The sequence below is a fragment of the Ralstonia sp. Ralssp135 genome, assembly GCF_047304345.1.
In the GTDB taxonomy this organism is placed as follows: Bacteria; Pseudomonadota; Gammaproteobacteria; order Burkholderiales; family Burkholderiaceae; genus Ralstonia; species Ralstonia chuxiongensis.
The window spans coordinates 1-26,021 of sequence record NZ_JBGLYZ010000002.1; the positions used below are offsets into that span (position 1 = coordinate 1).

Sequence of the window (26,021 nt, forward strand, 5' to 3'; positions counted from 1 at the left end):
CGTTGCCGGCGTCGGCTACGGCGTCTACTGGGGCCTGTACGGCCGCTGGTTCGAGTCGACCGACGATGCATACGTGCAAGGCAACGTGGTCCAGGTGACGCCGCAGGTGGCGGGCACCGTGGTCGCCATTCGCGCTGATGACACGCAGCTCGTCACCTCCGGCCAGCCCGTGATTGAGCTGGATCGTGCCGATGCACGCGTCGCGCTGGAGCAGGCTGAAGCCGCACTTGCGCAGACGGTGCGCCAGGTGCGCACGCTGTATTCGAACACCAGCGCGTTCACCGCCACGTTGGCCATGCGCGAAAGCGATCTCGCCAAGGCAAAGGACGACTTGGCACGCCGCAAGCAGATCGCCGGCACGGGCGCCGTGTCGCAAGAAGAAATCTCGCACGCACAAACCGCCGTGCAGGCTGCCCAGTCCGCATTGGAAGCCGCCAAGGAACAACTGCAGGGCAACCGCGTGCTGACCGAACAGACCACGCTGGAGCGTCACCCGAACGTGCTGCAGGCTGCTGCCAAAGTCCGCGAGGCTTACCTGGCCTATGCGCGTACCAGCCTGCCGGCATCGGTCACGGGCTATGTGGCCAAGCGTTCGGTGCAGGTCGGCCAGCGCGTCGCTCCGGGCACGCCGCTGATGGCCATCGTGCCGCTGGACCAGCTCTGGGTGGACGCCAACTTCAAGGAAGTCCAGGTGCGCCACATGCGAGTGGGCCAGCCGGTTGAACTGGTGGCCGACGTGTATGGCAGCAGCGTGACGTATCACGGCAAGGTGGTCGGTTTCTCGGCAGGCACGGGCTCGGCGTTCTCGCTGCTGCCGGCACAGAACGCCACGGGCAACTGGATCAAGGTGGTGCAACGCCTGCCGGTGCGCGTGTCGCTCGACCCGAAGGAACTGAAGGATCATCCGTTGCGCGTGGGCTTGTCGATGGAAGCCAAGGTCGACATCCATGACGAAGGCGGTCAAAGCCTGGCCACCTCCCCGACAGCCTCACCGCTGCAAACGACGGTGTACGACCAGGCCGGAAAAGACGCCGATCAGGTCATTGCCAGCATCATCACGGCCAACGCCGGCCGCGGCGGCGCTACGGCACCGGCCGCCACCAACGTGCCGGCTGCAACGGCTCCGCGCACTTCGCAACCCGCACCCAAGGTCTGACGCATGGCAACCGCCGCGCCCAAGCCGCGACAGCCACTGACCGGCGCCAAACTGGCGATCGGTACGGTCGCGCTGTCGCTGGCCACCTTCATGAACGTGCTGGATTCGTCCATCGCCAACGTGTCGATCCCGGCAATTTCGGGCGACCTGGGTGTGGCCCCGAACCAGGGCACGTGGGTCATCACCTCGTTTGCGGTAGCCAACGCTATCTCGGTGCCGCTCACGGGCTGGCTGACGCAGCGTTTCGGGCAGGTGCGCCTGTTCGTCACGTCCATTCTGCTGTTCGTGCTGTCGTCGTGGGCGTGCGGGCTGGCGCCCAACATGGGCATGCTGATCGCGGCCCGGATCATCCAGGGCGCTGTGGCAGGCCCGATGATTCCGCTGTCGCAATCGCTGCTGCTGTCGACATATCCGCCCGCCAAAAGCTCAATGGCATTGGCGCTATGGGGCATGACCACGCTGGTCGCGCCGATCATGGGGCCGATCTTCGGCGGCTGGATCTCAGACAACATGAGCTGGCCCTGGATCTTCTACATCAACATCCCAGTGGGCATCCTGGCTGCGTACGCAACGTGGGTCATCTACAAGGACCGCGAATCGCCGACACGCTTGCTGCCGATCGACAAGATCGGCCTGGCACTGTTGATCCTGTGGGTGGGCTCGCTTCAGTTGATGCTCGATCGCGGCAAGGAACTCGACTGGTTCAACTCGACCGAGGTCGTGGTGTTGACAGTCGTTGCCATCGTGGGTTTCGCGTTCTTCCTGGTGTGGGAGCTCACCGAAGATCACCCCGTCGTGGATCTGACGCTGTTCAAGGGCCGCAACTTCAGCGCGGGGGTCGTTGCCATCTCGGTGGCGTACGGGCTGTTCTTCGGCAACCTCGTGATCCTGCCGCTGTGGCTGCAAACCATCGTCGGCTACACCGCCACGGATGCGGGCCTAATCATGGCGCCGGTGGGCATCTTCGCCATCATCCTGTCGCCCGTGATCGGCAAGAACCTGCCGAAGATGGATGCACGCTGGGTGGCGACCACGGCGTTCATTACCTTCGCGCTGGTGTTCTGGATGCGCTCGCGCTTTACCGTGCAAGTCGACACGTGGACGCTGATGATCCCCACGCTGATCCAGGGCGCCGCCATGGCAATGTTCTTCATCCCCCTCACGTCGATCATCCTCTCGGGCCTGCCGCCCGAGCGGATTCCGGCGGCATCGGGTCTGTCGAACTTCGTGCGGATCATGTTCGGCGGCATCGGTGCATCGATCTCGACCACGGTGTGGGACAACCGCTCAGCCCTGCACCACGCCCAACTGGTCGAGCACGTGAATCCGTACAACCCGGCCTATGCGTCGTCGATCAACCAGTACACGCAGCTTGGCATGCCCAACCTGCAGGCCAATGGCGTGATCGAACGCGTGATCTCGCAGCAAGCCGCAATGTTGGGCGCCAACGATATCTTCTGGATTTCGGCTGTGCTGTTTATCGTGCTGATCGTCTTCATCTGGCTGACCAAGCCGGCGAAGTCGGCGGCCGGTGCGGAAGCGGCAGCCGGTGCGCACTGATCCAAGATCGCGCAACAAAAAAGCCACGCAGCTACGCGTGGCTTTTTTGTTGCCGTCGATCGGCTTAAAGATGCACGAGCCGCCCGGGTCGCAGCACACCATCTTGCCAAGCAGCCACTCCGAGCAGCGATGCCGTGGCGCCCGCCCCTATCGCCTCACGCACGCCGTATACGCGTACCTGATCTGCGTTCGGCAACGCCAATCGCAACGGCAAGCGCTGTCCATGCAGGAAGCGGCGGCTCTCTTCCGCGTCCAGCTCCACGCGCGGCAGCGTCTGCAACAGCGCATCGACGGGGGCCAGCAATGCGGCGCGAGCATCTTCAGCGGCCGCGTCCAGCAATTCGAGCGTCACGGCGCCGTTCAGTGTCAGGTTGCCGACCTGCGTGCGTCGCAGCGCAACCAGATGCCCGCCGCAGCCCAGCGCCTCGCCAATGTCTTCACCCAACGTGCGGATGTACGTTCCCTTGCTGCATGACACGCGCAACGTGATCGTCGGCGCTGCCGACTCCAGATCCGTCGCCAACACATCGATCGCGTGGATCGTTACCCGACGTGCAGCGCGCTCCACGGTCTGACCCGCGCGCGCGTACTCGTACAACGGCTTGCCGTCCTTCTTCAGCGCAGAGTGCATCGGCGGCACTTGGTCGATCTCGCCGACAAAGCGCGCGATGGCTACTTGCAGTTGCTCGGGCGTAACCGATACAGGGCGCTCGCTCAGCACCTCGCCTTCCGCATCTGCGGTACTCGTCTTGATACCAAGACGCACAACGGTTTCGTACGTCTTGTCCGCATCGAGCAAATCCTGCGAAAACTTGGTCGCCTCGCCAAAACACAGCGGTAGCAAGCCCATCGCCAGCGGATCCAGCGTGCCGGTATGCCCCGCCTTCTTGGCCCACAGCAAGCGCTTGGCGCGGATCAGCGCATCGTTGCTCGACAAGCCGATCGGCTTGTCCAGCAGCAGCACACCATGCACATCGCGGCGCGGCGGCTTCCGTGGTGTGGTCGCATGTTGCTCACCCATTTCAATCGTCTTTGGCACGCGTGGCGTTGGCCTCATCGATCAGGCGCGACATCTCGATACCGCGTTCAACCGAACCGTCGAAGTGGAAATGCAGTGTCGGCACCGTGTGGATGTGCAGGCGCTTGAACAACAGCGAATGCAGGTAGCCTGCCTTCTCGTTCAGGATGGCGCCGGCGACTTCCGGCTCGGCGCCCAGCACCGTGAAGTAGATCTTGGCGTGCGCATAGTCAGGCGTGAGCGTCACGGATTGCAGCGTCACCAGGCCCATCGCCGGGTTCTTGATTTCGCGCTGGATCAATTCGGCCAGATCACGCTGGATCTGATCGGCGATACGCACGTTGCGGCCAGCGGCCGATCCCGATTTCTTCGGCATAGAGTGTTCCTCACATGGGCGCCGCCAGCACGCGCTAGTCTGGCCCAAAAGACAAAACGGTGGCGCGGGACGCGCCCGGGCCACCGTCGCAAAGTCGAGCCGGACACCGCAGCGTCCGGCCAACGTATTACAGCGTACGCGCCACCTCGGTGATCTCGTAGACCTCGAGTTGATCGCCTTCCTGAACGTCGTTGAAGTTCTTGATCGACAGGCCGCACTCGAAGCCTTGCTTCACTTCCTTCACATCGTCCTTGAAGCGCTTGAGCGAATCGAGTTCGCCCGAGAAGATGACCACGTTCGCACGCAGCACCCGGACCAGCGAATTGCGCTTGACGAAACCGTCCAGCACCATACAGCCGGCCACTGCACCAACCTTCGGTACGTGGAAGACCTGGCGCACCTCGACAAGGCCCGTCGTCTCTTCGCGCTTCTCCGGCGAGAGCATGCCCGACATCGCCGCCTTCACTTCATCCACAGCGTCATAGATGATGTTGTAGTAGCGGATGTCGATGCCCTGATGCTCGGCCAGCTTGCGTGCGCCCGCATCGGCCCGCGTGTTGAAGCCGATGATGACGGCCTTCGACGCGGTTGCCAGGTTGACGTCCGACTCGGTGATGCCGCCCACGGCCGCGTGCACAACCTGTACGCGCACTTCGTCGGTGGACAGCTTCTGCAGCGAGTGCACCAATGCTTCCTGCGAACCCTGAACGTCTGCCTTGATGATCAGCGGCAGCGACTTCACGTCGCCTTCGCTCATCTGTTCCAGCATGTTTTCCAGCTTGGCGGCCTGTTGGCGTGCCAGCTTCACGTCACGGAACTTGCCTTGGCGGAACAGCGCGATTTCGCGCGCCTTGCGCTCGTCCGGCAGCACCAGCACTTCTTCGCCGGCGCCCGGCACTTCCGACAGACCCTGGATTTCCACCGGGATCGACGGGCCAGCTTCCTTGGCCGACTTGCCGTTTTCGTCCAGCATTGCGCGCACGCGGCCATAGGCCGTGCCAGCAAGCACCACGTCGCCGCGCTTGAGCGTACCGCTCTGCACGAGCACCGTAGCGATCGGACCCTTGCCCTTGTCCAACTGCGCTTCCACCACCAGACCCTTGGCCGGCGCATTGACCGGCGCCTTCAGTTCCAGCACTTCAGCCTGCAGCAGCACGTTTTCCAGCAGGCTGTCGATGCCTTCGCCAGTCTTGGCGGATACCGGCACGAATGGCACATCGCCGCCGTACTCTTCTGGAATCACGCTCTCAGCCACCAGTTCCTGCTTGACGCGGTCGGGGTTGGCTTCAGGCTTATCGACCTTGGTGATCGCCACCACGATGGGCACCCCGGCCGCCTTCGCATGGGCGATGGCTTCCTTCGTCTGCGGCATGACGCCGTCGTCGGCAGCCACGACCAGAATCACGATGTCGGTTGCCTTGGCACCACGTGCACGCATGGCCGTGAAGGCCTCGTGACCCGGGGTGTCGAGGAAGGTGATGACGCCGCGATCGGTTTCAACGTGATACGCGCCGATGTGCTGCGTGATACCGCCGGCTTCGCCTGCCGCAACCTTGGCACGACGGATGTAGTCCAGCAGCGAGGTCTTGCCGTGGTCGACGTGACCCATGACGGTCACGACAGGCGGACGGGTTTCGGCCTCGGCATTCGTCGGCTCTTCCACGCCGCCAATCAGCAGCGCTTCCGGATCGTCAAGCTTGGCTGCGACCGCCTGGTGGCCCATTTCTTCGACCACGATCATCGCGGTCTCCTGGTCCAGCACCTGGTTGATCGTCACCATCTGGCCGAGCTTCATCATCTGCTTGATGACTTCGGCAGCCTTGACCGACATCTTGTGCGCCAAATCGGCCACAGAGATGGTTTCCGGCACGTGCACTTCACGCACGACCGGCTCGGTCGGTGCCTGGAAGGCATTGCGGTTGTCGTCGCCATGGCGGTTGCGGCCGCCCTTGGAGCCGGAGCGCCAGCCGTCGGCACCGCCGCCGGTATCGCCGCGCGTCTTCAGGCCGCCACGCTTGCCACCACGGTTGTCGTCTTGCCAACCCGCCTTGCCACGACCGCCCTTCTTGTCACCCGTAGGCGAGCTCGGTGCAGCAGCGGCAGGTGCGGGGGCAGCCGGCTTCTTGGCAGCCGCAGCCGGGCGCGCTTCGCCAGCCGGCTTGACCGGCTTGTGCAGCGTGCCCGATTGCTCGGCTTTCTTGACTTCTTCAGCCTTGCGTTCGGCAGGTGTCTTCAGCACGCGAGCGGGGGCGCTCATCATCTCGCGGATGGCACGTGCTTCGGCTTCGGCAGCTTCACGGCGCTTGCGCGCACCGTCTTCCTCGGCCTTGATCTTGTCGGCAGCAACGCGCGCTTCGTCAGCGGCCTTCTGCGCCGCTTCGCGTTCACTTGCCAGACGTGCGGCATCTTCCTCGGCCTTGCGGCGCGGGGCTTCGTCCGACGCTTCAGCGGCTGCGCGAGCAGCAACGGCTTCCTCTTCCGCCTTCTTGGCAGCAAGTTCAGCCTGGCGTTTCTGCTCGGCTTCCGCTGCTTCCTGGCGGGCGCGTCGCTCAGCTTCCTCGCGCTCCATTGCTTCCTGGCGCGCCTTCAGCTCGGCTTCCTGCTGGGCCAGCAATTCGGCCTGGCGGCGCTGTTCTTCCTCGCGACGCGCAACTTCCTCGGCATCGACCACCGGTACAGCCTCTGTGGCGTCCGATTCAGCCTGTGCCGCGTTCGGCTCATCACGCTTGACCAGCACGCGCTTCTTCTTGACTTCCACTTGCACGGTACGCGTCTTGCCGGTGGCATCCGCTTGGCGGATTTCGCTGGTTTCGCGCTTGGTGATCGTGATCTTCTTGCGCGCGCCATCCTCGGCGCTGCCGTGTGCTCGCTTGAGATAGTCGAGCAGTCGGGTCTTGTCCGATTCGGTGATGACGTCTTCCGGCGTCGCCTTTTGCACGCCCGCGGCTTGTAATTGTTCCAGCAGCGCTGATGCGCTACGGTTCAATTCGCCAGCGAGTTGGGCAACTGTTGTGCTTGCCATTCAAACCCTTTCGATGCTTGGTATCAGTGAGAATTGCGATAAACGATCAACGCTTATACGACTCACGAAAACCAGTGTTCACGCGCCTTCATGATCAGCGCCTTGGCTTGTTCTTCGTCGACGCCGGTCATCTCGACCAATTCGTCCACGGCCAGCTCGGCCAAGTCGTCACGCGTCTGGATGTTCCCCTCGGCCAGCTTGCCGATCAGCTCCGGGGTCAGCCCCTCGAGGTCGCGCAGGTCTTGCGATACCTTCTCGACCTTTTCTTCCTTCGCCAGCTCCATCGTCAATAGCACGTCGCGAGCGCGGTTGCGCAGCTCATTGACGGTGTCTTCGTCGAACGCTTCGATTTCCATCATTTCCTGCAGCGGCACGTAAGCCACTTCCTCGAGCGAGCTGAAGCCCTCTTCGATCAGGATGTCGGCAACCTCTTCGTCCACGTCCAGCTTCGCCATGAACAACTGGCGAACGACTGAACTTTCTTCTGCCTGCTTCTGCGCAGACTCTGCCGGCGTCATGATGTTGATCTGCCAGCCGGTCAACTCCGACGCCAAGCGAACATTCTGGCCGCTACGGCCGATGGCCACGGCGAGGTTTTCCTCGTCGACCACCACGTCCATGCTGTGCTTTTCCTCGTCCACGACGATGGACTGCACTTGCGCCGGCGCCAGCGCACCGATCACAAACTGCGCCGGGTCTTCCGACCACAGCACGATGTCCACAGCCTCGCCGCCAACTTCGTTACGCACAGCCGTCACGCGGGTGCCGCGCACGCCGACGCAGGTGCCAATCGGGTCAATACGCTTGTCGTGCGCAACGACCGCGATTTTCGCACGCACGCCCGGATCGCGCGCGGCGGCCTTGATCTCCAACAGGCCCTGTTCCATTTCCGGCACTTCGTTTTCGAAGAGCTTGATCAGGAACTCTGGGCAGGTGCGCGAAAGCTCGATCTGCGGGCCGCGTGCAGTGCGGTCGACATTCAAGATGTACGCGCGGACGCGGTCGCCCGTGCGCAGATTTTCCTTCGGGATCATCTGGTCGCGAGCCAACAGCGCCTCGACGCGGCCGGTTTCAACGATCAGGCCCTTCTTGTCTGCGCGCTTGATCGTACCGGTCATGACCTTCTCGCCACGATCCAGGTAATCGTTCAGGATCTGCTCGCGCTCGGCATCGCGGATGCGCTGCAGGATCACCTGCTTGGCAGCCTGCGCGCCAATGCGGCCGAACTCGACCGACTCGATCTGCTCTTCGACGAAGTCGTCGACATCGAGGTCAGGATTCTGCTCCTTGGCTTCGAACAGCAGAATCTGCTTGTCCGGTTCCTGCAGGCCTGCATCGTCGGGAACGACGAGCCAGCGACGGAAGGTTTCGTGTTCGCCCGACTCACGGTCGATCGCCACGCGCACATCCACGTCTTCTTCAAAGCGCTTCTTGGTCGCCGAAGCCAATGCGGCCTCCAGCGCCCCGAACACCACATCCTTGTCGACGTTTTTTTCGCGCGCAAGCGCATCGACGAGCAACAGAACTTCGCGGCTCATTGCTTGTTCCCTTTGTTTCGATTTCCTTTGAAGTCCAGCACGGGCACCAGCCGGGCGCGGTCGAGTTCCGACAGCGTGAATTCCAGCAGTGCGGGGCCTTCCTTGCCCTCAAACTCAAGGCCGATTCGTTCCTGGCCTGACTCGCCCGTCGGAGCCTGAATGATTCCCGTGAAATTCTTTTGCCCGTCCACTGGCAGGCGCAAAGTCACCTTGACCTCAAGGCCGGCGAAGCGCGTGAAGTCGGCTAGCGTGCGCAGCGGGCGGTCCAGCCCGGGCGACGACACTTCCAACCGTTCGTAATTGACGTTTTCAACTTCGAACACGCGCGTGAGCTGATGGCTCACTTTTTCGCAATCTTCAATGACGATGCCGTTCTCTGCCTGATCGATATACACGCGCAGCAGCCCAGCGGGTGCGCGCTCCACTTCCACCAGCTCGTACCCCATGGCGGTGAGGGTTTTCTCAATCAGATCAGTCAGATGCACGTTTTTCCTGAAGAATTTCCCGGTATGGCCAACCTGCGGAAGCAAAAAAAAATGGGCGCAACGCCCATATCATTCGCCCATCTTCTACAGGATGACTTTTGATTAGACTCACATTGTAATACGCTTCCAGGCAAAACGCAAAAATTGCCCCGAAGCCGCCACAAAATGGGGCGTTGCGACGACTGCCGCACACAACGCCCGCATTTTTTTAGCGCTTACCGCCGCGTTTGCCACCACCGCGCGGCGCCTTGTTGCCGCTCGGGATACCACCACCACTCTTTCCGGGGCGCTTGCTGCCGGGCGCGCGATTGCCATCACGCATACCACCGCCGCCAGCCGCGCCGCCGCGGCCATTCGGGCGCTCACCCATACGGGTGCGCGCTGTCAGCGTGGTCGGACCGCCCACATTGATGTAGCCCATGGACGTTTGCATCGGATCGGGCTGGCGCGGGTTGGTCGGACGGCGCTGCGCGGGCTGCGCGCGATTTCCGTTCTCAACGCCCATACCGCGCGACTGGAAGTTAGCCTCCCCCGCAAAACCGGACGACATCGGCCCCATCAGCACCGGCGCAGGCCCACGGCGACGATTGCCCTGGCGGTCTTGCCCACTGCCGGAACTGGCCGTCGGCACCTTCATGCCCAGCGTGCCCATCAGCGTACGCACATCGTCGGCCGACACTTCCTGCCAGCGCCCGCGCTTAAGCCCGCGCGGCAGAACGAAGCTGCCATAGCGCGTACGGATCAGGCGCGACACGGTCAGGTTGACCGCTTCGAACATGCGCCGCACTTCGCGGTTCCGCCCCTCGGTCAGGGCGACGTGGTACCAATGGTTGACACCTTCGCCGCCGCCATCGACGCAGCGCAGGAAGTTGGCTTCGCCGTCCTGAAGTGGGATACCGTGCAGCAGCTTCTGGCGATCGGTTTCGGCCAGCTCACCAAGCGTACGCACTGCGTATTCACGCTCAACGCCATAGCGCGGGTGCATGAACCGATTGGCGATGTCGCCGGACGTCGTGAAAATCAGCAGGCCCTCGGTATTGAAGTCAAGGCGGCCCACAGCGACCCACTTGCCGGTCTTCATGCGCGGCAACGCGTCGAACACGGTCGGACGGCCTTCCGGATCGGACTGGCTCACGATCTCACCGGCCGGCTTGTGATACAGCAGCACGCGCGGCGGCTTGTTCGGCAGCTTGCGCTGGATCAGTTTGCCGTTCACGCGCACCTGATCGGTCGCGAGAATGCGCTGGCCGATATGAGCCGGCAGGCCGTTCACGGAGACGCGACCTTGCAGGATCAGGTCTTCCATGTCGCGGCGCGAGCCAAGCCCGGCATCAGCCAGGATTTTGTGCAGCTTGGGAGCGTCGTCGTCGGAGGTCAGTTCGCGCCCCTTGGGGGGCTGCGATGCGCCTCCGGCGTCAACCTCCGAGTCGTACGCGCCTGAAATCACGTATTGGAAGACGTCTTCGGAGCCCTTGCCGCCCTTCAGCCCCTTGCCCCCGCGATTCTGGGTCTGACCCCCAGCCTTGCCTTGCGGTTTACCGTTGCGGCTCTGCTGCTTGCCACGACCGCCGGCATTCTTGCCGCCAGCACCTTCCGTACGCTCGCCGCGCTCGGCGCGTTCCGCCGGTTGGCCTTCGCCTTGGCGGCGACGGTTCTTGCCGAAACGGCCGCGCGGACCACGTCGCTCGCCCTGGCTGTCTGCTGGCGCCTGTTCGACCGGTGCAGCACCCTCTGCGGCAACTACCGCCGGCTCAGCTGTCGCCTCTTTCGGCTTGCGTGCCCGTGGCGCGCGGCTCTCGCGCGGTTGCGCAGGCTGGCCGGCGTCCGCGCCACCCGCCTCAGCGGCTTCACCCTCAGGGCGGCCGTCCTGCTGCTGGCGGCGCGAAGCCACCAGATTGCGCAAGCCGCGGCGCAATCCCTTGCGACGAGGCGCGGCCTCAGTCCCATCACCGCCGTCTTGTCGCGGCGGCTGAGCGTCGGCGTCGGCCGGCATACGTGTATCCATGGAGTCTGACTGGGTGCTCACAACGTCTTCAAAAAATCTAGGGGTTCAGACCATGCGCCGACTGTGCGGCAGGCATGGCGTTACGAATGTTCATTGGCGGGAGCCACAGGCGGCTCGACCGGTGTTTTGTACTCATCTTCGGATGGAACCTCGGTCGCACTCACCGCTTGCGACTCGGTTTCCAATGCCGGCTCATCACCCGCCGCACCCTCAGTAGACTGCGCCGGCGTTTCAGCGATTACCTCAACGGAAGCCTCGGCGACCGGCAATGCAGCCGATTCCTGCACCGAAGCCTCGGCGCTCCCAGCACCTTCCGGCGCGTCGTTGACGAGCGCCGTCAGCTCTTCCACCGCAATTGCACCGCCCTCAAACTCGATGGCGCCCTGCTCCAGCAAGCTCGCCTGCGCTTGGGCGCGGGCATCTTCAAGCGGCGGCAGTTCGTCCAACGAGCGCAAGCCAAGGTCGTCGAGAAACTGCTTGGTCGTCGCATACAGCGCGGGGCGGCCCGGCACGTCGCGATGGCCGATGACCTCGATCCAGCCACGGTCTTCAATCTGCTTGATGACCTGCGTGTTGACCGTCACGCCGCGAATGTCTTCGATATCGCCGCGAGTGACCGGCTGACGATAAGCGATGATCGCCAGCGTTTCCATCACAGCGCGCGAGTACTTGGGCGGCTTTTCCGGGTGCAGCCGATCAAGATACACGCGCATTTCCGGGCGGCTCTGCAAGCGCCAGCCGGAGGCCAGCGCGACCAGTTCGACACCTCGATTCAACCAATCCTGGCGCAGCTCTTCGAGCAGCACACGGATGGTGTCTGCGGACACATCTTCGTCGAAGAGCTTGCGCAAGTCATTGACTCGCAACGGGTCCTGCGCGCAGATCAGCGCGGTTTCGAGGACGATCTTCGCCTCTTGGGTATTCATCGGGTTGAGCGGCTCGTCATTGCTCGCGCACGGCCAGTCGCCGTCACGCTTGAGGTTTGTCGTCCCACCGCGAAGCACGCGGCATTTCTGAATGCTGTTGCCCGCCCGGGCCCGGCACGCGAAGGCCAATCATCCAATTGGAGCCTGCACCGAAACGCAGTGGCTGTGCCCGCAAAGTAGGGCCGGAGGAGCGAGTTGATCCGGTGCCGGTCAGGCACCACAAGGGCAATTTCTTCCGCCGCCATGGGGACGGATACTGCGCCGGACGACTACCAAGAAGAACGGCAGCCCGCCCGAATCGACTGTCCAGGGGACTCTACCGCTGGATGGCATCGCTTGGCGCCGCGCTTAGGATTGTTGATTTGCGCGGGTGGCGAATCGAATTGTGGTTGATTGTAGGGCAATTTCCAGCAGCGCCGCAACCGGGAAGATGTCCTAGCCTCCTATCATGGGACGATTGGCAATTTTTGCCTGCCTGAACGCCTACAGCACCAGACAGAATCCGTGTGCGTTAAGCATCTCGGGCAACCAGATTGCGTGAGCCAGCCCCCAGACCCCAAACCCGGCGATGGCGATGCCGGCCGCGCCCCGAGCCAATCGCTGGCGCGACAGCCCACGCAGCCACCCAGCCAGACCAGACATCATCAGCAAGTTGGGCAGCGTACCCGCACCAAAGGCGAGCATGACCACGGCCCCGGAAGCGGCGTTGCCTGCCAACAACGCCACAGCCAATGCGCCATAGACCATCCCACACGGCACCAGCCCCCACGCCATACCCGTGAGATAGCGGCGCAGTAACGGTGGCTGACGCTGCAGCCTACCGCCCAGCGTGGCGGCGCCTCGAGACAGGCCTCCTGCCACGCGGCCAAGCAAGCGTTCAAGCCACACACTGCGCCACGCATCCCCTGCGGACCGAACAAGCAGCAAAACCCCGTAGGCGACCAGCAATGCGCTAGCGAACGCAAACAAGCCGCGTTGAATCGGCAGCCATTGCTGGCGCCAGACGGTCGCGCCCATGGCACCCATGATTGCGCCCAGCAACGCATAGGTGGTCAGCCGGCCGGCATGCATGACGACCTGTTCAAACCAAAGCCGGCGACGGGACACGATCCGCACCGCCACAGCGCCACGTTCGGCTGCGAGTGCGATACCGCTGCACATCGCCAGACAATGCACACCGCCGAGCAATGCAATCAGGAAAACGCTCACAAGCGCCGCGGCACTCATCTTTCTGACGCTCTTTTGATATGGACCAAGGTTTTTGTCTTACTGTTGCGAACTAAGCGTAATTGACGCGTTTTGCCGCATCGGAAATGTCCGAGGACAAGAAGGTCGCCGTTATAATAAGCTGGCGCTGTAAAACAAGAATTACTCATTTCACTTTCCCGAAATTCGCCCCCGCCCGTGCTCACTCGAATCGCACTTACCGACCAAGCCTCGCGTTGTTCCACCTGTGTACTCGGGCAAATCTGCCTGCCGGTGGGAATGAACTCGGATGACGTGCGCAAGATGGACGATTTGGTCGGCGAGCGCATCCGCATTAAGAAGGGGCAATCGCTCTATTCTCTGGGTGAGCCGCTGGAGGCGGTTTACGGCATTCGTTTCGGCACACTCAAAACCCATCTGACGCTTGAAGACGGACGGCATCAGATCACAGGGTTCCACCTGCCGGGTGAAATCGTCGGGCTCGATGGCATTGGCGATATGCGCCACGTGTCGGACGCCACCGCGCTTGAAGATACCGAAGTCTGCGTGGTGCGCTACGACGAGTTGCAGCACCTTTCGCGCCGGCTGCCTTCGCTGCAGCATCAGTTCTTGCGCATCATGAGCAAGGAGATTTCGCAGGATCATCTGATGCTCCTCACGCTGGGCTCCATGCGTGCGGAAGAGCGTCTCGCAGCATTCTTGCTCAACCTCTCGAAGCGTTCGGCCCAGCGCGGATATTCGTCGACCGAGTTTGTGCTGCGCATGAGCCGCGAAGAACTTGGCAGCTATCTGGGTCTCAAGCTCGAAACCGTCAGCCGCCTGTTCTCGCGCTTTGCCGAAGCGGGTCTCATTCAGATCCGCCAACGCCACGTCAAGCTGATCGACCTGGCCGGCCTCCGCCAGGTCATGAGCGGTCAGGCGGCCTAAGCTGCCTTCCATGGCTCCCGCTCAGACGAGCGGGTGTTCATGCGCTTCCAGCTTGCCAATGCCCGGCGACACATAGAGCGTCAACGCGCTCGACAATGCGCACAGCAACCAGAACACAAAGAAGGACACGGTGTAAACCGCCTGGGCCGACACCGTGATCTGTTCGCCGAAGAAGCGCAGATCGACGGGGTCTACCACCGCGAAGACCACCAGCTCAGCCAGGGCCGCCGACAGAAATGCCGGCCACAGAATCCACATCAGCAGTCGACGCTTCATCGGGCCTCCGTGTGAATGGCATGCGCCGGCGCGCCCGTCGTCTTTTCGACGACCAAACCGCGCCGCACGACGTTGTCGTGAATGACAGCATCGGGATGCGACATTGCCAGCCAGATGGTCACGCCACAGCCGACCATGGCGACGAACGGCCCTGCCATCAGCAGCCACGGCCAGGGCTCGCGCCACCACGGACGGGCCTGTGCGGAAGATTGCGTTGCGTGCATCGTTGCCTCCTGTTGGGGATGCCGCATCAGCGCGGCACGATGAAGCTCGACGGTTCGCGCAGTACAAGGCTGTCGCTACCGCTGTCTGCATGGATGACGAAACGGATTTTGTGCGAGCCGGGGGCGGCATCGTCGGCCGGCCGGCGCACGCGCACTGGCAGCAGCCGGTTAGCCGCTGGCGGCAGTTCCAGTGTGGTCGATTCGCCGCGACCGCCCTCCACGTCCAGTTCCGGCATGCCCTCGGCGGTGATGGTCACGCGCATGGGGTGCTCGGACGCGTTCATCAGTTGCAGGCGATAAACGTTCTCGATCTTGCCGCCGTCCACTTCACGCGCCAGCGCACCACGATCACGAATCACGTCAACCTTGAGCGGCTGCCGCATCGCCAATGCCACGATGAACCCGGTGAAGAGCACCAGCATGATCCCGGTATAGATCAGCACGCGCGGACGCATCAGATGTCGCCGGGCTTCCTTCGGGCTGAGCCGATCAAGCATCGCGCGTTCCGACGTGTAGCGGATCAGACCGCGCGGGTAGCGCATCTTGTCCATGACCTGATCGCAGGCGTCAATGCAGGCGCCGCAACCGATGCATTCGTATTGCAGCCCTTGACGGATGTCGATGCCGGTCGGGCACACCTGCACGCAGATGCTGCAGTCGACGCAAGCACCCAGACCCTGGGCTTCGAAATCGGCGTTGCGCGAACGGCTGCCGCGCGGCTCGCCGCGCTGCGTGTCATACGTGACGACGTAGGTATCGGGATCGACCATCACGCTCTGGAAGCGAGCGTAGGGACACATGTAGCGGCAGACTTGCTCGCGCATGAAACCAGCGTTGCCCCACGTCGCAAATGCGTAGAACAACATCCAGAATGTCTGCCAAGGACCGAGCGACAGCGTCCAGGTCTCCATGCCCAGATCGCGGATCGGCGTGAAGAAACCCACGAAGGTAAAGCCTGTCCACAGTGCGATGAGGATCCAGGCCGAATGCTTTGCGGCCTTTAAGCGGAATTTGCGAAGGCTCCAACGCTCACCGTCGAGGCGGATGCGCGCGAAGCGATCTCCTTCGATGTGCCGCTCGATCCACATGAAAATCTCGGTGTAGACCGTCTGCGGACAGGCGTAGCCGCAAAAGAGCCGCCCCGCCACCGCCGTAAATAGAAACAGCGCGAGCGCCGACAGCACCAGCAGCAACGTCAGATAGATGACATCCTGCGGCCACAATACGAGGCCAAAGAGGTAGAACTTGCGTGCGCCCAGGTCGAACAGCACCGCTTGGCGACCGTTCCACTGGAACCACGGCAAGCCATAAAAGATGGCTTGCGTGGCCAGAACCAGCCAGACTCGCCAACGCGCAAAGGCGCCGGTCACGGCGCGCGGATAAATCTTGCGCCGGACCTCATAGAGCATCTGCTCGGTGGGGGCGTCGTCGGCGCCCGCCGCCGCAGTGGCGGGCGTCATCGGGCGCCAGGCTGGTTCTTTGTCGCTCATTGCTCGTGACTCGTATTGCTATTCGACAGACCCCAGACATAGGCCGCCAGCATGCGGATCTTCTCTGGTGAGAGCAGGTTCTCGTGTGCCGGCATCGTGTTGTCACGACCCTTGAGGATGGTCTCGACGATGGTTGCTTCCGAACTGCCGTACAGCCAGACGCGGTCGGTCAGGTTAGGCGCGCCAAGTGTCTGATTGCCCTTGCCGCTTGCCGTGTGGCAGGCCGCGCAGACCGACTTGAACGTCGGTTCACCACGCGCTGCCTTGATCGGGTCGTAAGACAGGCCCGACAGCGAGCGCACGTAGTTGGCCACGTTGACAGCCTGGTTGCCATCCACCACCGCAGCCAGCGAGGGCATGACACCGTGACGCCCCTTGGTGATGGTGGTCAGGATCGTCTCGGGCTCGCCACCGTACAGCCAGTCGCTGTCGGTCAGGTTCGGGAAGCCCTTCGAGCCGCCAGCGTCGGAGCCGTGGCACTGCGCGCAGTTGTTCAGGAACAGGCGCTGGCCGATCTCATGGGCCTGCGGGTCGGCGGCGATCTGCTTGATGTCCATGCCGGCATAACGCTCATAGACCGGACGGACCTGTGCATCGGCTGCAGCGCGCTGCGCCGCCAATTCGCCCCGTGTCGAGAAACCAAGCGCGCCGCCGTATGAACCCAACCCCGGGTAGAGGATCAGGTACCCCAACGCAAAGATGCACGACAGCAGGAACATCCACATCCACCAGCGTGGCAGCGGATTGTTCAGTTCGCGCAGGTCGCCGTCCCATACATGGCCGGTGTCCTCGCCCGCGCTATGACCGGGCGCAATCTGAATGCGCCGCTGCGAAAACAGCAACCAGACACACCACACGATGCCGACTAGGGCGATCGCTGCGATGTAATACCCCCAGAACTCCGAAATGAAGTCGCTCATGATTCTGTGTCCTTATTGATGCGGGCGCGACGCGTCTGCGTGCGCACCGGCGACCTCGGCCTCATCGGGCAGCAGGAACGGCAGCATGGCCGATTCCGCATTCGCACCGCGGCGATGCGCGGAGAATGCCCACCAGGTAATGCAGACGAACAGCACGAGGAAGACGGCAGTCGCAATTGCACTCAGCGTGGCCATGGCTTACTCCTTCGCTGCAACGGTGGCAGGCGCGGCGGCCGGAGCTACAGCCACGTCCCGGACGTTACGCAGCTCCACGCCAAGGCCTTGCAGATAGGCGACCACGGCGTCTTCTTCCGTCTTGCCTGCGAGTTGCTCGCGTGCTCCGGCGATCTGGGCATCCGTGTACGGCACACCCAGCTGACGCAGGACATGCATCTTCTTCTCGATGTCGCTGTTGTCCAGCGGCGTCTTCGAGAGCCACGCATATGACGGCATATTCGACTCGGGCACCACTTCACGCGGATCACGGAGGTGGATGCGATGCCAGTCGTCCGAATAGCGTTGCCCAACGCGCGCCAGATCCGGGCCCGTGCGCTTGGAACCCCACAGGAACGGGTGATCGAACACCGACTCGCCAGCCAGCGAATAGTGGCCATAGCGCTCGGTCTCGGCGCGAAGCGTACGCACTTGCTGCGAGTGGCAGCCAACGCAGCCTTCGCGGATGTAGATGTCGCGCCCCGCCAACCGCAGCGGCGAATACGGGGCGATGCCCTTGACCGGTTCGGTGGTCGAATGCTGGAAAAAGAGCGGCAAGATCTGCACCAGGCCCGCAATGCTGACGACGACGAGCGTCATCACAATCAGCAAGCCGATGTTCTTTTCCAGCGTCTCGTGCGAGAAAAACTTGTTGGATTGATTGCTCATGTTCCCCTCCTCACTGAGCTGCGACCATCGGGGTCTGGGCCGATTGAGGAATCGGTGCATCGATTGCCTTGCTGCCCTGGATGGTCTTGAACACGTTGAATGCCATCAGCAGCATGCCGCCCAGGAAGCACAGGCCGCCAGCCAAGCGAATCAGGTAGAACGGGTACGTTGCCTTGACCGCTTCGACAAAGCTGTAGGTCAGCGTGCCGTCAGCCTCGGTGGCGCGCCACATCAGGCCCTGCATCACGCCGGCAACCCACATGGCGGCGATGTAGAGCACCACGCCGATGGTCGCCACCCAGAAGTGCACCTCGATCAGGCGCGTGCTGTACATCTTCTGCTGGCCGAACAGGCGCGGGATCATGTAGTACATCGAGCCGATGGTGATCATTGCCACCCAGCCCAGGGCGCCGGAGTGCACGTGGCCGATCGTCCAGTCGGTGTAGTGCGACAGCGCATTCACGGTCTTGATGGACATCATCGAGCCCTCGAACGTCGCCATGCCGTAGAACGACAGTGCCACCACGAGGAACTTCAAGATCGGATCGGTGCGCAGTTTGTGCCAGGCACCCGACAGGGTCATGATCCCGTTGATCATGCCGCCCCACGACGGCGCCAGCAGAATGAGCGAGAACACCATGCCCAGCGACTGCGCCCAGTCGGGCAGCGACGTGTACTGGAGGTGGTGCGGACCCGCCCACATGTAGGTGAAATTCAGCGCCCAGAAGTGGACGATCGAGAGGCGATACGAATAGATCGGACGCTCGGCCTGCTTGGGCACGAAGTAATACATCATGCCCAGGAAGCTGGTGGTCAGGAAGAAGCCCACTGCGTTGTGACCGTACCACCATTGCACCATCGCATCCTGCACGCCGGCATAAGCCGAGTACGACTTCCACATCGACACCGGCAATTCAGCGTTGTTGACGATATGCAACAGAGCAATCGTGATGATGTAGGCGCCGAAGAACCAGTTGGCCACGTAGATGTGCCGGGTCTTGCGCTTGGCGATTGTGCCGAAGAACACGATCGCGTAAGCCACCCACACCACGGTGATCAGGATGTCGATCGGCCATTCGAGTTCGGCGTATTCCTTCGAGCTTGTGTAGCCCAGCGGCAGGGTGATGGCGGCTGCCACGATCACTGCCTGCCAGCCCCAGAACGTGAAGGCGGCAAGCTTGTCGGAAAGCAGACGCACCTGGCAGGTACGCTGCACGATGTAGTAAGACGTCGCAAACAGAGCGCTGCCGCCAAACGCAAAGATGACGGCATTCGTGTGCAGAGGACGCAGCCGACCATAGGTCAGCCAAGGCACCCCGAAATTCAGTTGCGGCCAGATCAACTGGGCCGCGATCAGCGCACCGACCGCCATACCGACGATGCCCCAGACGATCGTCATGATCGAGAACTGGCGAACAACGCGGTAATTGAAGGTCTGGGTGGGCTGCAACGCGCTGGACGATTGCATGCTTGCTCCCCGAGAGTGTTGGTTTGATAGGGTCATGTTAAGAATGGGGCGATATTCGAGTCTTGACGTGCGTCAAGACACCCCAGCCAACGTGGTCAAGTAGTTCCGTCCCGCGACATTGCGTCACGCGCCGGGGTATCAGGATCCAGCAGAATCGATTCAGCAGGCGCCTTGAGATCGTCGTACTGGCCCGAGCCGACGGCCCACCACAGCACCCCGACAATCGCCACCACCAACATCAGCGACAGCGGAATCAGCAGGAACAGCGTTTCCATTTCGGCTCCTTAAGCGGCGCGTGACAAACGCCACGCATTGAGGGCCACCAGCAACGACGACACCGACATGCCGATGCCCGCCACCAGCGGCGACAACCACCCTAGCGTGGCGAGCGGAATGCTGATCGCGTTGTAGGTGACGGCCCAGCCGAGGTTCTGGCGCACCACGCGCAACGTGCGACGGCCAATCGACACGGCCTCGCTGATGGCAAACAGGCGCGGCTCGGTGAGGATGGCGTCGGCGCCGGCCTGGGCCAGCGGCGCACCCGACCCAATGGCGATGGAGACCTGCGCCTGCGCGAGCAACGGCGCGTCGTTGATGCCGTCGCCGACGGCCAGCACGCGGGCGCCCTCTGCCTGCAGCTTGCGCACGTAGGCACGTTTGTCTTCGGGGCTTGCGCCGCCCACCGCGCGGTCGATGCCAAGGCGGTTGGCCCACCAGTGCACGGTCTCAGGCGCATCGCCGGAAACGAGATGCAGGCGCAATCCTTGTGCACGCAACGCGCTCAGGCATGCGGGCGCATCGGCACGTGGCGTATCGGCCAGCGTGAAGCGCGCGAGTGGTTGGCCGTCGCGGCCGAGCCAGATCGACGTGCATGCGGCCGCCGGCGGCACTTCCTCCATCGGCGCTTCCGTGCCGTAACGAATGGAAGCAACCGGCTGATCTGCGTAGTGCGCTGCCGCGAACGACTGCGTGCCCAAACGCATCAATTGATTGTCGGCCAGGGCATACACGCCCTGCCCCGGCACATTGGTCACGCGCGCCAATGTTGGCAACGGCATTTCAGCGGAGGTGGCGGCCCGCAGCGACTGGGCGATCGGATGATTCTCGGATTGCTCCATCGCGCATGCCAATGCGAGGCAGTGCTCGGCATCCACATCGGCGAAGGTCTCGATGCTCAGCAAGCGCAGACGCCCCTCGGTGAGCGTGCCGGTCTTGTCGAGCAGCACGTCCGTCACGGCTGCCAGGCTCTCGATGGCGTGGCCGCGCGTGACCAGCACACCGCGCCGTGCCAGCGCGCCGCTGGCTGCGGCCAGCGCAGACGGCGTAGCCAGCGACAACGCGCAGGGGCAACTCACCACCAGCACCGCCACGGTGACGGCAAACATGCGTGTCGGATCGATCCACCACCACGCGATCGCCGTCAGCAGCGCCCAGCCGAGCAGCACTGCCACAAAGCGCCCGGCCACACGATCGGCGAGTTCAGCCATGCGGGGCTTGTCCGTCAAGGCGCGTTCCAGCAGATCGACGATGGCGGCAAGGCGCGTCTGGGCGCCTACGCGATTGACACGCACGCGAATGGCGCTGACGACGTTGTAGCTGCCCGCGAGCACGGTCGCGCCCACGTCACGCGGGCGCGGCACGCTTTCACCGGAGAGAAGCGATTCGTCGATCTCAGTGGTGCCGCGTTCAATGGTGCCGTCGGCGGGCAGAACTTCACCGGCGCGCACTTCCACGCAATCGCCTTGCTGCAAGGCTGCAACGGGGATGGTCTCGAGCACGCCGCTTTCGGCGTTAAAGCGCCGGCAAGTGGCTGGCAACTGATGCACCAACGCTTCGGCACCGGAAGCCGCACTCTGCCGCGCACGCAGTTCGAGATAGCGCGCCGCCAGCAGGAAAGCGATGAACATCGTCACGGAATCGAAGTACGTCTCGCCATGACCGCGCAAGGTCGCCAGCACACTGGCAATGAACGCCGCGCCGACCCCCAGCGCCACGGGCACATCCATGCCGACGTGCGCATGCCGTACTTGCCGCCACGCATTGACGAAAATGGGCCGCGCAGAAATCAACACCACCGGCACGGTCAGCATCAGGCTGGCCCACTGCATCAGGCGCGTCTGGCTCACGGGGATGTCGCTGCCGTGCAGGTAAACGGGCCACGCGTACATCATCACTTGCATCATCCCGAGCATCGCCAACCCCAAGCGGATCAGCAGGCTGCGGCGCTCACGCGCTTCGGCAGTGCGGCGGGCAGATGGCTGGTCGGGCCACGCTTCGTAGCCGACGTCGGCAATGGCGGCGAACACCGCAGACAGCCGCATCGCGCCAGCATCTCCGACGATGCGCGCGCGTTCCGTGGCGTAATTGACGGTGGCTTCGCGCACGCCCGGCACTCGGGAGAGCGCACGCTCGATCAGCCATACACACGCAGCGCAACGCATGCCGCTGATAGCAAGGGAAAGTTCTTCCGCGCCGTCAGTGCGTGTGCGTACGAAGCGCTCGCGCATGACGGGCAGATCGTAGGTCGCCCAAACGGCTTCGGCTTCGGTGCGACGGTCACCTTCGATGGGCTTGGCGAAGGCGATGGGGCCGTCATAGACGTGGCCCATGCCGGAGGCGTGCAGCGTTTGCGCGACAGCCTGACAGCCGGCACAGCAAAATTCCCGAGACTTGCCGCCAATGCCGGCACGGACGGCGGTGGCGCCGTCCAATGGCGAGGCGCAGTGATAGCAGGTGACGTGCGACGCGCCCGCCCCGCTCGGGCCGATAGGCGAGCCTATGCCGTCAACCGGCGCGGTTGGATGATTGGGGGCGAATATCGTCGTCATTATGGGGACGATGCTAGCCAGCATCCCCCCGCGCGCCCTTGATGCGCATCAAGCACGGCGCAATAAGACTCCACCGGAAATGCGATTCTCAACGCACCTCAACCATGCCGACCCTCCCATAAAAAAAATCGGCCGCCTATAGTAAATAGCTGCACCGGGCAAACAGGAGGGCGCGACATGGCAACCGAATTCAGCCTGTACAACATCCACTGTGAATGGGGCGAGCACGGAGCATCCGCGCTGGCGCCACATTGCGACGCCGTCATCGTGGTGGACGTGCTGTCTTTTTGCACCTGTGTGGATGTGGCCGTGGCACGCGGGGCACGCATCTATCCGTACCCATGGCGCGACGCCAGCGCTGAAACCTTCGCGCGCCGCGCCGGCGCCATGCTGGCGGGCTACAACCGGAGCCAGGCGGGGTATACGCTCTCGCCAGCGTCGCTGCGTGAATTGCCAATCGGCAGCAGCTTGGTCCTGCCCTCGCCCAACGGGGCGACGCTCGCACTCGCCACCGGATCGACGCCGACGTTTGCAGGTTGTCTGCGCAACGCGCGCGCCGTGGCAGAGGCCGCATCGCGACTGGGCCGCCGCGTGGCCGTGGTGGCGTCCGGAGAACGCTGGGCTGATGGCAGCCTGCGCCCGGCCCTTGAAGACTGGCTGGCCGCCGGTGCGATCGTGCATCACCTGTCGGAAACGGTGGCGGGGTTCCTGCCACAAGCGCTGTCGCCCGAAGCGCTCGCCGCCCGTGCGATCTATCGCGAGGCGTCGCAAACCGGCATGATGAAAGCGTGGTTGCTTGATTCTGTGTCCGGCCGCGAGCTGTGCGAACGCGGCTTTACCGAAGACGTGACCATGGCCTCGCAAACCGACGTGAGCAACGTCGCCCCCATGCTGGTGGAGGGCGCGTTCCGCAACGTCAACCGCAAGACCGAGCGCCTGCCGCAGGACTTCTTTGGCGCTAGCCTGCGGCCCTCACAAGCACCGCCGTCGCATCGCAACCCGCCGCCGACGTCACACTAGGCACGCCGCAGCGAGCGAGATCAGGTCAGTGACGTGTCGACTTCGCGGCGAGGTGCCTCGAGGTATTCGCGCGACTGCATCTCGACGATGCGCGACACCGTGCGGTGAAATTCATTGGCCATCTGGCCTTCGGTGTACAGCTCGTCCGCCGGCACCTCCGCCGACATCAGCAGCTTCACCTTGTGGTCGTAGAACACGTCGATCAGCCACGTGAAGCGGCGCGCCTCGGACGCCATGCGCGGCGTCATCTTCGGCACATCGGCCAGGATGACGGTGTGAAAGCGCGAGGCGATTTCCAGGTAATCGTTCTGTGAGCGGGGGCCACCGCACAGCGTGGCGAAGTCGAACCACACCACGCCGCCAGCCTTGCGCGCAGCGCGAATCTCACGGTGCTCGATGCGCAGCACCGGCGATTCGTTCGGCACTTCCGCCACTGCCGCAAACGCATCGCGCAACGCCGAGTTGGCCTTGGCGCCCAACGGCGTGTAATACGCTTGCACCTGCTCCATCGCCCGTTTGCGGTAATCGACGCCCGCGTCGACATTGAGGACGTCGAGCTTCTCCTGCAGCAGCGCAATGGCCGGCAGCACTCGGTCGCGGTGCAGGCCGTCCGGATACAGCAAGTCGGGCCGATAGTTGGACGTCATCACAAACTGCACGCCGTTGGCAAACAGCTGATCGAGCAAGCGGTGCAGGATCATCGCGTCGGCAACGTCGCTGACATGGAATTCATCAAAACAGATCAAGCGGTAGCGCTTGGCGATGCGACGGGCCAGTTCGTCCAACGGATCGGCGCGGCCGCGCAGTTCTTCCAGTTGACGATGCACTTCGCGCATGAACTCGTGAAAGTGCAGACGCGTCTTGCGCACCAACGGCACGCAGCTATAGAACGCATCCATCAGGAACGACTTGCCGCGCCCCACCCCGCCCCACATGTAGACGCCACGGGGCAAATCCGGGCGCACGAGCATCTTGCGCAGCGCAGTCGAACGACGGGCCTTGTAGGCAACCCATTCGTCGTAGCACCGCTGCAGGCGATCGACGGCGCGTTGTTGCGCTTCGTCGGGCTGATAGCCGCGCGCCTTCAGTTCCTGTAGGTAGGTTTCCTGGACGTTCATCTGCTTAATCTGCTTGGGGCACCATTTGCGGGCCCAAATGGACCGATGCCCGGCAATCTTGTGGATTCACCGGGCATCGTGCTTGCCTTGCGGCTTGCGATTTACATATTGAGCTGACGCTTGTCGACCGCCAGCGCAGCTTCGCGCATCACTTCCGACATCGACGGGTGCGGATGGCAGATACGGCCGATGTCTTCAGCTGCAGCCTTGAACTCCATCGCCACCACGGCTTCGGCAACCAGGTCCGAAGCGTTGGCTGCCACGATGTGCACGCCCAGGATTTCATCGGTCTTCGCATCGGCGATGACCTTCACGAAACCATCGGATGCGCCCATGCCCAGTGCACGGCCATTCGCCATGAACGGGAACTGGCCGGCCTTGGTCTCGCGGCCTTCGGCCTTGAGCTGCTGCTCGGTCTTGCCCACCCACGCAATTTCCGGGTAGGTGTAGATGACCCACGGAATGCAGTTGTAATCGATGTGCGGCTTCTGGCCAACGATGCGCTCGGCCACAGCCACGCCCTCGTCTTCTGCCTTGTGCGCCAGCATCGGGCCGCGCACCACGTCGCCGATCGCCCACAGATTCGGCAGCTTGGTCGCGCAGTGTTCGTCCACCTCGATAAAGCCACGCTGATCCGCCGTCAGGCCGATCGCTTCCAGGCCCAGGTTGTCGGTGTTCGGCACGCGGCCGATCGACACGATCAGCTTGTCGCACTCCAGCACTTGCGCAGCGCCGGCAGCGTCGGTGTAGTTCACCTTCACGCCCTTGCCCGACGATTCGATCTCGCCGACCTTCACGCCGACGTTGATCTTCAGGCCCTGCTTGGTCAGCAGCTTATTGGCTTCCTTGGCAACGGATTCGTCAGCCGCACCGAGGAAGCTCGGCAGCGCTTCGAGAATCGTCACTTCGGCACCCAGACGGCGCCACACCGAGCCCAACTCCAGGCCGATCACGCCAGCACCGATCACGCCCAGCTTCTTCGGCACTTCGCCAAACTTCAGTGCGCCTTCGTTGTCGGCGATGGTCACGTTGTCGACCTTCACGCCCGGCAGATGGCGAGCCTTGGAGCCCGTGGCGATGATCACGTGCTTGGCGGTCACGACTTCCGTGCCGGCCTTGCCTGCGATCTCGACCTGATAGCCCGCGTCGGTCTTGCCGACGAACTTGCCGTGACCCTTGAGCAGCGTCACCTTGTTCTTGCGGAACAGGAACTCGATGCCCTTCGTCATCTTGCCGACGATGTCGTCCTTGCGCTTGAGCATCTTGGCCACGTCGACCTTGACGCCCTCCACCGTGATGCCGTGGTCGGCCAGGTGGTGGTTCACGTTCTCGAACTCTTCCGACGAGGCCAGCAACGCCTTCGAGGGAATGCAGCCAACATTCAGGCAGGTACCGCCCAGGCGCGGCTCGCCCTTCGGATCGTCGTAGGCGTTGTCTTCGCAGCAGGCCACGTTCAGGCCCAGCTGGCCAGCGCGGATGGCGGCAATGTAGCCACCGGGGCCGGCGCCGATCACCAGCACGTCAAATTCTTTGCTCATGGAGAAATCCTCGATTCGGACGCCGCCGCACCCAATGG

Annotated in this window: 23 protein-coding genes; 4 read left to right on the forward strand and 19 right to left on the reverse strand. The window is 63.1% G+C overall.

All coding sequences use genetic code 11. The annotated features are described in order from the left end of the window. A partial coding sequence (locus ACCD03_RS02020) for an HlyD family secretion protein (protein WP_413410687.1) occupies nt 1–1,156 on the forward strand: 1,156 nt, incomplete at its 5' end. A 3-nt stretch (nt 1,157–1,159) separates the two neighbouring features. Then, nucleotides 1,160–2,716: a DHA2 family efflux MFS transporter permease subunit gene (locus ACCD03_RS02025; protein WP_045204207.1), complete on the forward strand. Its 1,557-nt coding sequence runs from the start codon at nt 1,160–1,162 to the stop codon at nt 2,714–2,716. A 64-nt stretch (nt 2,717–2,780) separates the two neighbouring features. On the opposite strand, the gene truB is transcribed toward ACCD03_RS02025, so the two are convergent. The 8 genes from truB to ACCD03_RS02065 form a co-directional block, all read right to left on the reverse strand. Continuing rightward, nucleotides 2,781–3,737 carry a tRNA pseudouridine(55) synthase TruB gene (truB, locus tag ACCD03_RS02030; protein WP_413410688.1) on the reverse strand — a complete coding sequence of 319 codons (957 nt, stop codon included), beginning with the start codon at nt 3,735–3,737 and terminating at the stop codon, nt 2,781–2,783. Between the two features lies 1 nt (nt 3,738). Then, nucleotides 3,739–4,110, reverse strand: coding sequence for a 30S ribosome-binding factor RbfA (gene rbfA / locus ACCD03_RS02035; RefSeq protein ID WP_004626422.1), 372 nt, complete (start codon nt 4,108–4,110; stop codon nt 3,739–3,741). A 127-nt stretch (nt 4,111–4,237) separates the two neighbouring features. Next, complete coding sequence (gene infB / locus ACCD03_RS02040) at nt 4,238–7,132, reverse strand: translation initiation factor IF-2 (RefSeq protein ID WP_045204209.1); 2,895 nt, start codon at nt 7,130–7,132, stop codon at nt 4,238–4,240. Between the two features lie 62 nt (nt 7,133–7,194). Then, the gene (nusA, locus tag ACCD03_RS02045) at nt 7,195–8,670 is read right to left on the reverse strand and encodes a transcription termination factor NusA (protein WP_024975915.1); all 1,476 of its coding nucleotides are present in this window, start codon (nt 8,668–8,670) and stop codon (nt 7,195–7,197) included. Next, the gene (gene rimP / locus ACCD03_RS02050; protein ID WP_253537495.1) at nt 8,667–9,155 is read right to left on the reverse strand and encodes a ribosome maturation factor RimP; all 489 of its coding nucleotides are present in this window, start codon (nt 9,153–9,155) and stop codon (nt 8,667–8,669) included. The genes nusA and rimP overlap by 4 nt, the downstream gene beginning before the upstream one ends. 208 nt (nt 9,156–9,363) lie before the next feature. Beyond that, a complete protein-coding gene (locus ACCD03_RS02055) occupies nt 9,364–11,148 on the reverse strand; it encodes a pseudouridine synthase (RefSeq protein WP_413410886.1) in 1,785 nt (594 codons plus the stop codon). Between the two features lie 92 nt (nt 11,149–11,240). Further along, nucleotides 11,241–12,086 (reverse strand): SMC-Scp complex subunit ScpB, encoded by an 846-nt coding sequence (gene scpB, locus ACCD03_RS02060; protein WP_413410690.1) that lies wholly within the window; start codon nt 12,084–12,086, stop codon nt 11,241–11,243. 483 nt (nt 12,087–12,569) lie between these two features. Then, complete coding sequence (locus tag ACCD03_RS02065; RefSeq protein ID WP_413410691.1) at nt 12,570–13,313, reverse strand: sulfite exporter TauE/SafE family protein; 744 nt, start codon at nt 13,311–13,313, stop codon at nt 12,570–12,572. Nucleotides 13,314–13,490: 177 nt separating this feature from the next. On the opposite strand from ACCD03_RS02065, the gene fnr reads away from it, so the two are divergent. Next, nucleotides 13,491–14,219: a fumarate/nitrate reduction transcriptional regulator Fnr gene (gene fnr / locus ACCD03_RS02070; RefSeq protein ID WP_080633364.1), complete on the forward strand. Its 729-nt coding sequence runs from the start codon at nt 13,491–13,493 to the stop codon at nt 14,217–14,219. Between the two features lie 21 nt (nt 14,220–14,240). On the opposite strand, the gene ACCD03_RS02075 is transcribed toward fnr, so the two are convergent. The 9 genes from ACCD03_RS02075 to ACCD03_RS02115 form a co-directional block, all read right to left on the reverse strand. Continuing rightward, nucleotides 14,241–14,495 (reverse strand): hypothetical protein, encoded by a 255-nt coding sequence (locus ACCD03_RS02075; RefSeq protein ID WP_045204213.1) that lies wholly within the window; start codon nt 14,493–14,495, stop codon nt 14,241–14,243. After that, nucleotides 14,492–14,719, reverse strand: coding sequence for a FixH family protein (locus ACCD03_RS02080; RefSeq protein ID WP_045204214.1), 228 nt, complete (start codon nt 14,717–14,719; stop codon nt 14,492–14,494). The genes ACCD03_RS02075 and ACCD03_RS02080 overlap by 4 nt, the downstream gene beginning before the upstream one ends. Before the next feature lie 26 nt (nt 14,720–14,745). Beyond that, the gene (gene ccoG / locus ACCD03_RS02085) at nt 14,746–16,209 is read right to left on the reverse strand and encodes a cytochrome c oxidase accessory protein CcoG (protein ID WP_045204215.1); all 1,464 of its coding nucleotides are present in this window, start codon (nt 16,207–16,209) and stop codon (nt 14,746–14,748) included. Beyond that, the gene (gene ccoP, locus ACCD03_RS02090; protein ID WP_413410692.1) at nt 16,206–17,129 is read right to left on the reverse strand and encodes a cytochrome-c oxidase, cbb3-type subunit III; all 924 of its coding nucleotides are present in this window, start codon (nt 17,127–17,129) and stop codon (nt 16,206–16,208) included. The genes ccoG and ccoP overlap by 4 nt, the downstream gene beginning before the upstream one ends. Nucleotides 17,130–17,141: 12 nt before the next feature. After that, the gene (locus ACCD03_RS02095; RefSeq protein WP_045204217.1) at nt 17,142–17,324 is read right to left on the reverse strand and encodes a cbb3-type cytochrome oxidase subunit 3; all 183 of its coding nucleotides are present in this window, start codon (nt 17,322–17,324) and stop codon (nt 17,142–17,144) included. Nucleotides 17,325–17,327: 3 nt separating this feature from the next. Beyond that, a complete protein-coding gene (gene ccoO, locus ACCD03_RS02100) occupies nt 17,328–18,011 on the reverse strand; it encodes a cytochrome-c oxidase, cbb3-type subunit II (RefSeq protein ID WP_012435344.1) in 684 nt (227 codons plus the stop codon). 10 nt (nt 18,012–18,021) lie between these two features. Next, nucleotides 18,022–19,479, reverse strand: a complete 1,458-nt coding sequence (ccoN, locus tag ACCD03_RS02105) for a cytochrome-c oxidase, cbb3-type subunit I (protein WP_232042545.1) — start codon at nt 19,477–19,479, stop codon at nt 18,022–18,024. Between the two features lie 95 nt (nt 19,480–19,574). Further along, entirely contained in the window at nt 19,575–19,754 is a 180-nt protein-coding gene (ccoS, locus tag ACCD03_RS02110) for a cbb3-type cytochrome oxidase assembly protein CcoS (protein ID WP_024975924.1), read from the reverse strand. A 9-nt stretch (nt 19,755–19,763) separates the two neighbouring features. Further along, the gene (locus ACCD03_RS02115; protein WP_413410693.1) at nt 19,764–22,307 is read right to left on the reverse strand and encodes a heavy metal translocating P-type ATPase; all 2,544 of its coding nucleotides are present in this window, start codon (nt 22,305–22,307) and stop codon (nt 19,764–19,766) included. 177 nt (nt 22,308–22,484) lie between these two features. Here ACCD03_RS02115 and ACCD03_RS02120 point away from each other — a divergent pair, with 177 nt between their 5' ends. Next, on the forward strand, nt 22,485–23,327 hold the full coding sequence (locus ACCD03_RS02120) for a 2-phosphosulfolactate phosphatase (RefSeq protein ID WP_316672288.1): 843 nt from the start codon (nt 22,485–22,487) through the stop codon (nt 23,325–23,327). Between the two features lie 20 nt (nt 23,328–23,347). On the opposite strand, the gene zapE is transcribed toward ACCD03_RS02120, so the two are convergent. Then, a complete protein-coding gene (gene zapE, locus ACCD03_RS02125) occupies nt 23,348–24,445 on the reverse strand; it encodes a cell division protein ZapE (protein WP_045204221.1) in 1,098 nt (365 codons plus the stop codon). A gap of 101 nt (nt 24,446–24,546) precedes the next feature. Further along, nucleotides 24,547–25,983 (reverse strand): dihydrolipoyl dehydrogenase, encoded by a 1,437-nt coding sequence (lpdA, locus tag ACCD03_RS02130; RefSeq protein WP_413410694.1) that lies wholly within the window; start codon nt 25,981–25,983, stop codon nt 24,547–24,549. Nucleotides 25,984–26,021: the final 38 nt, after the last annotated feature.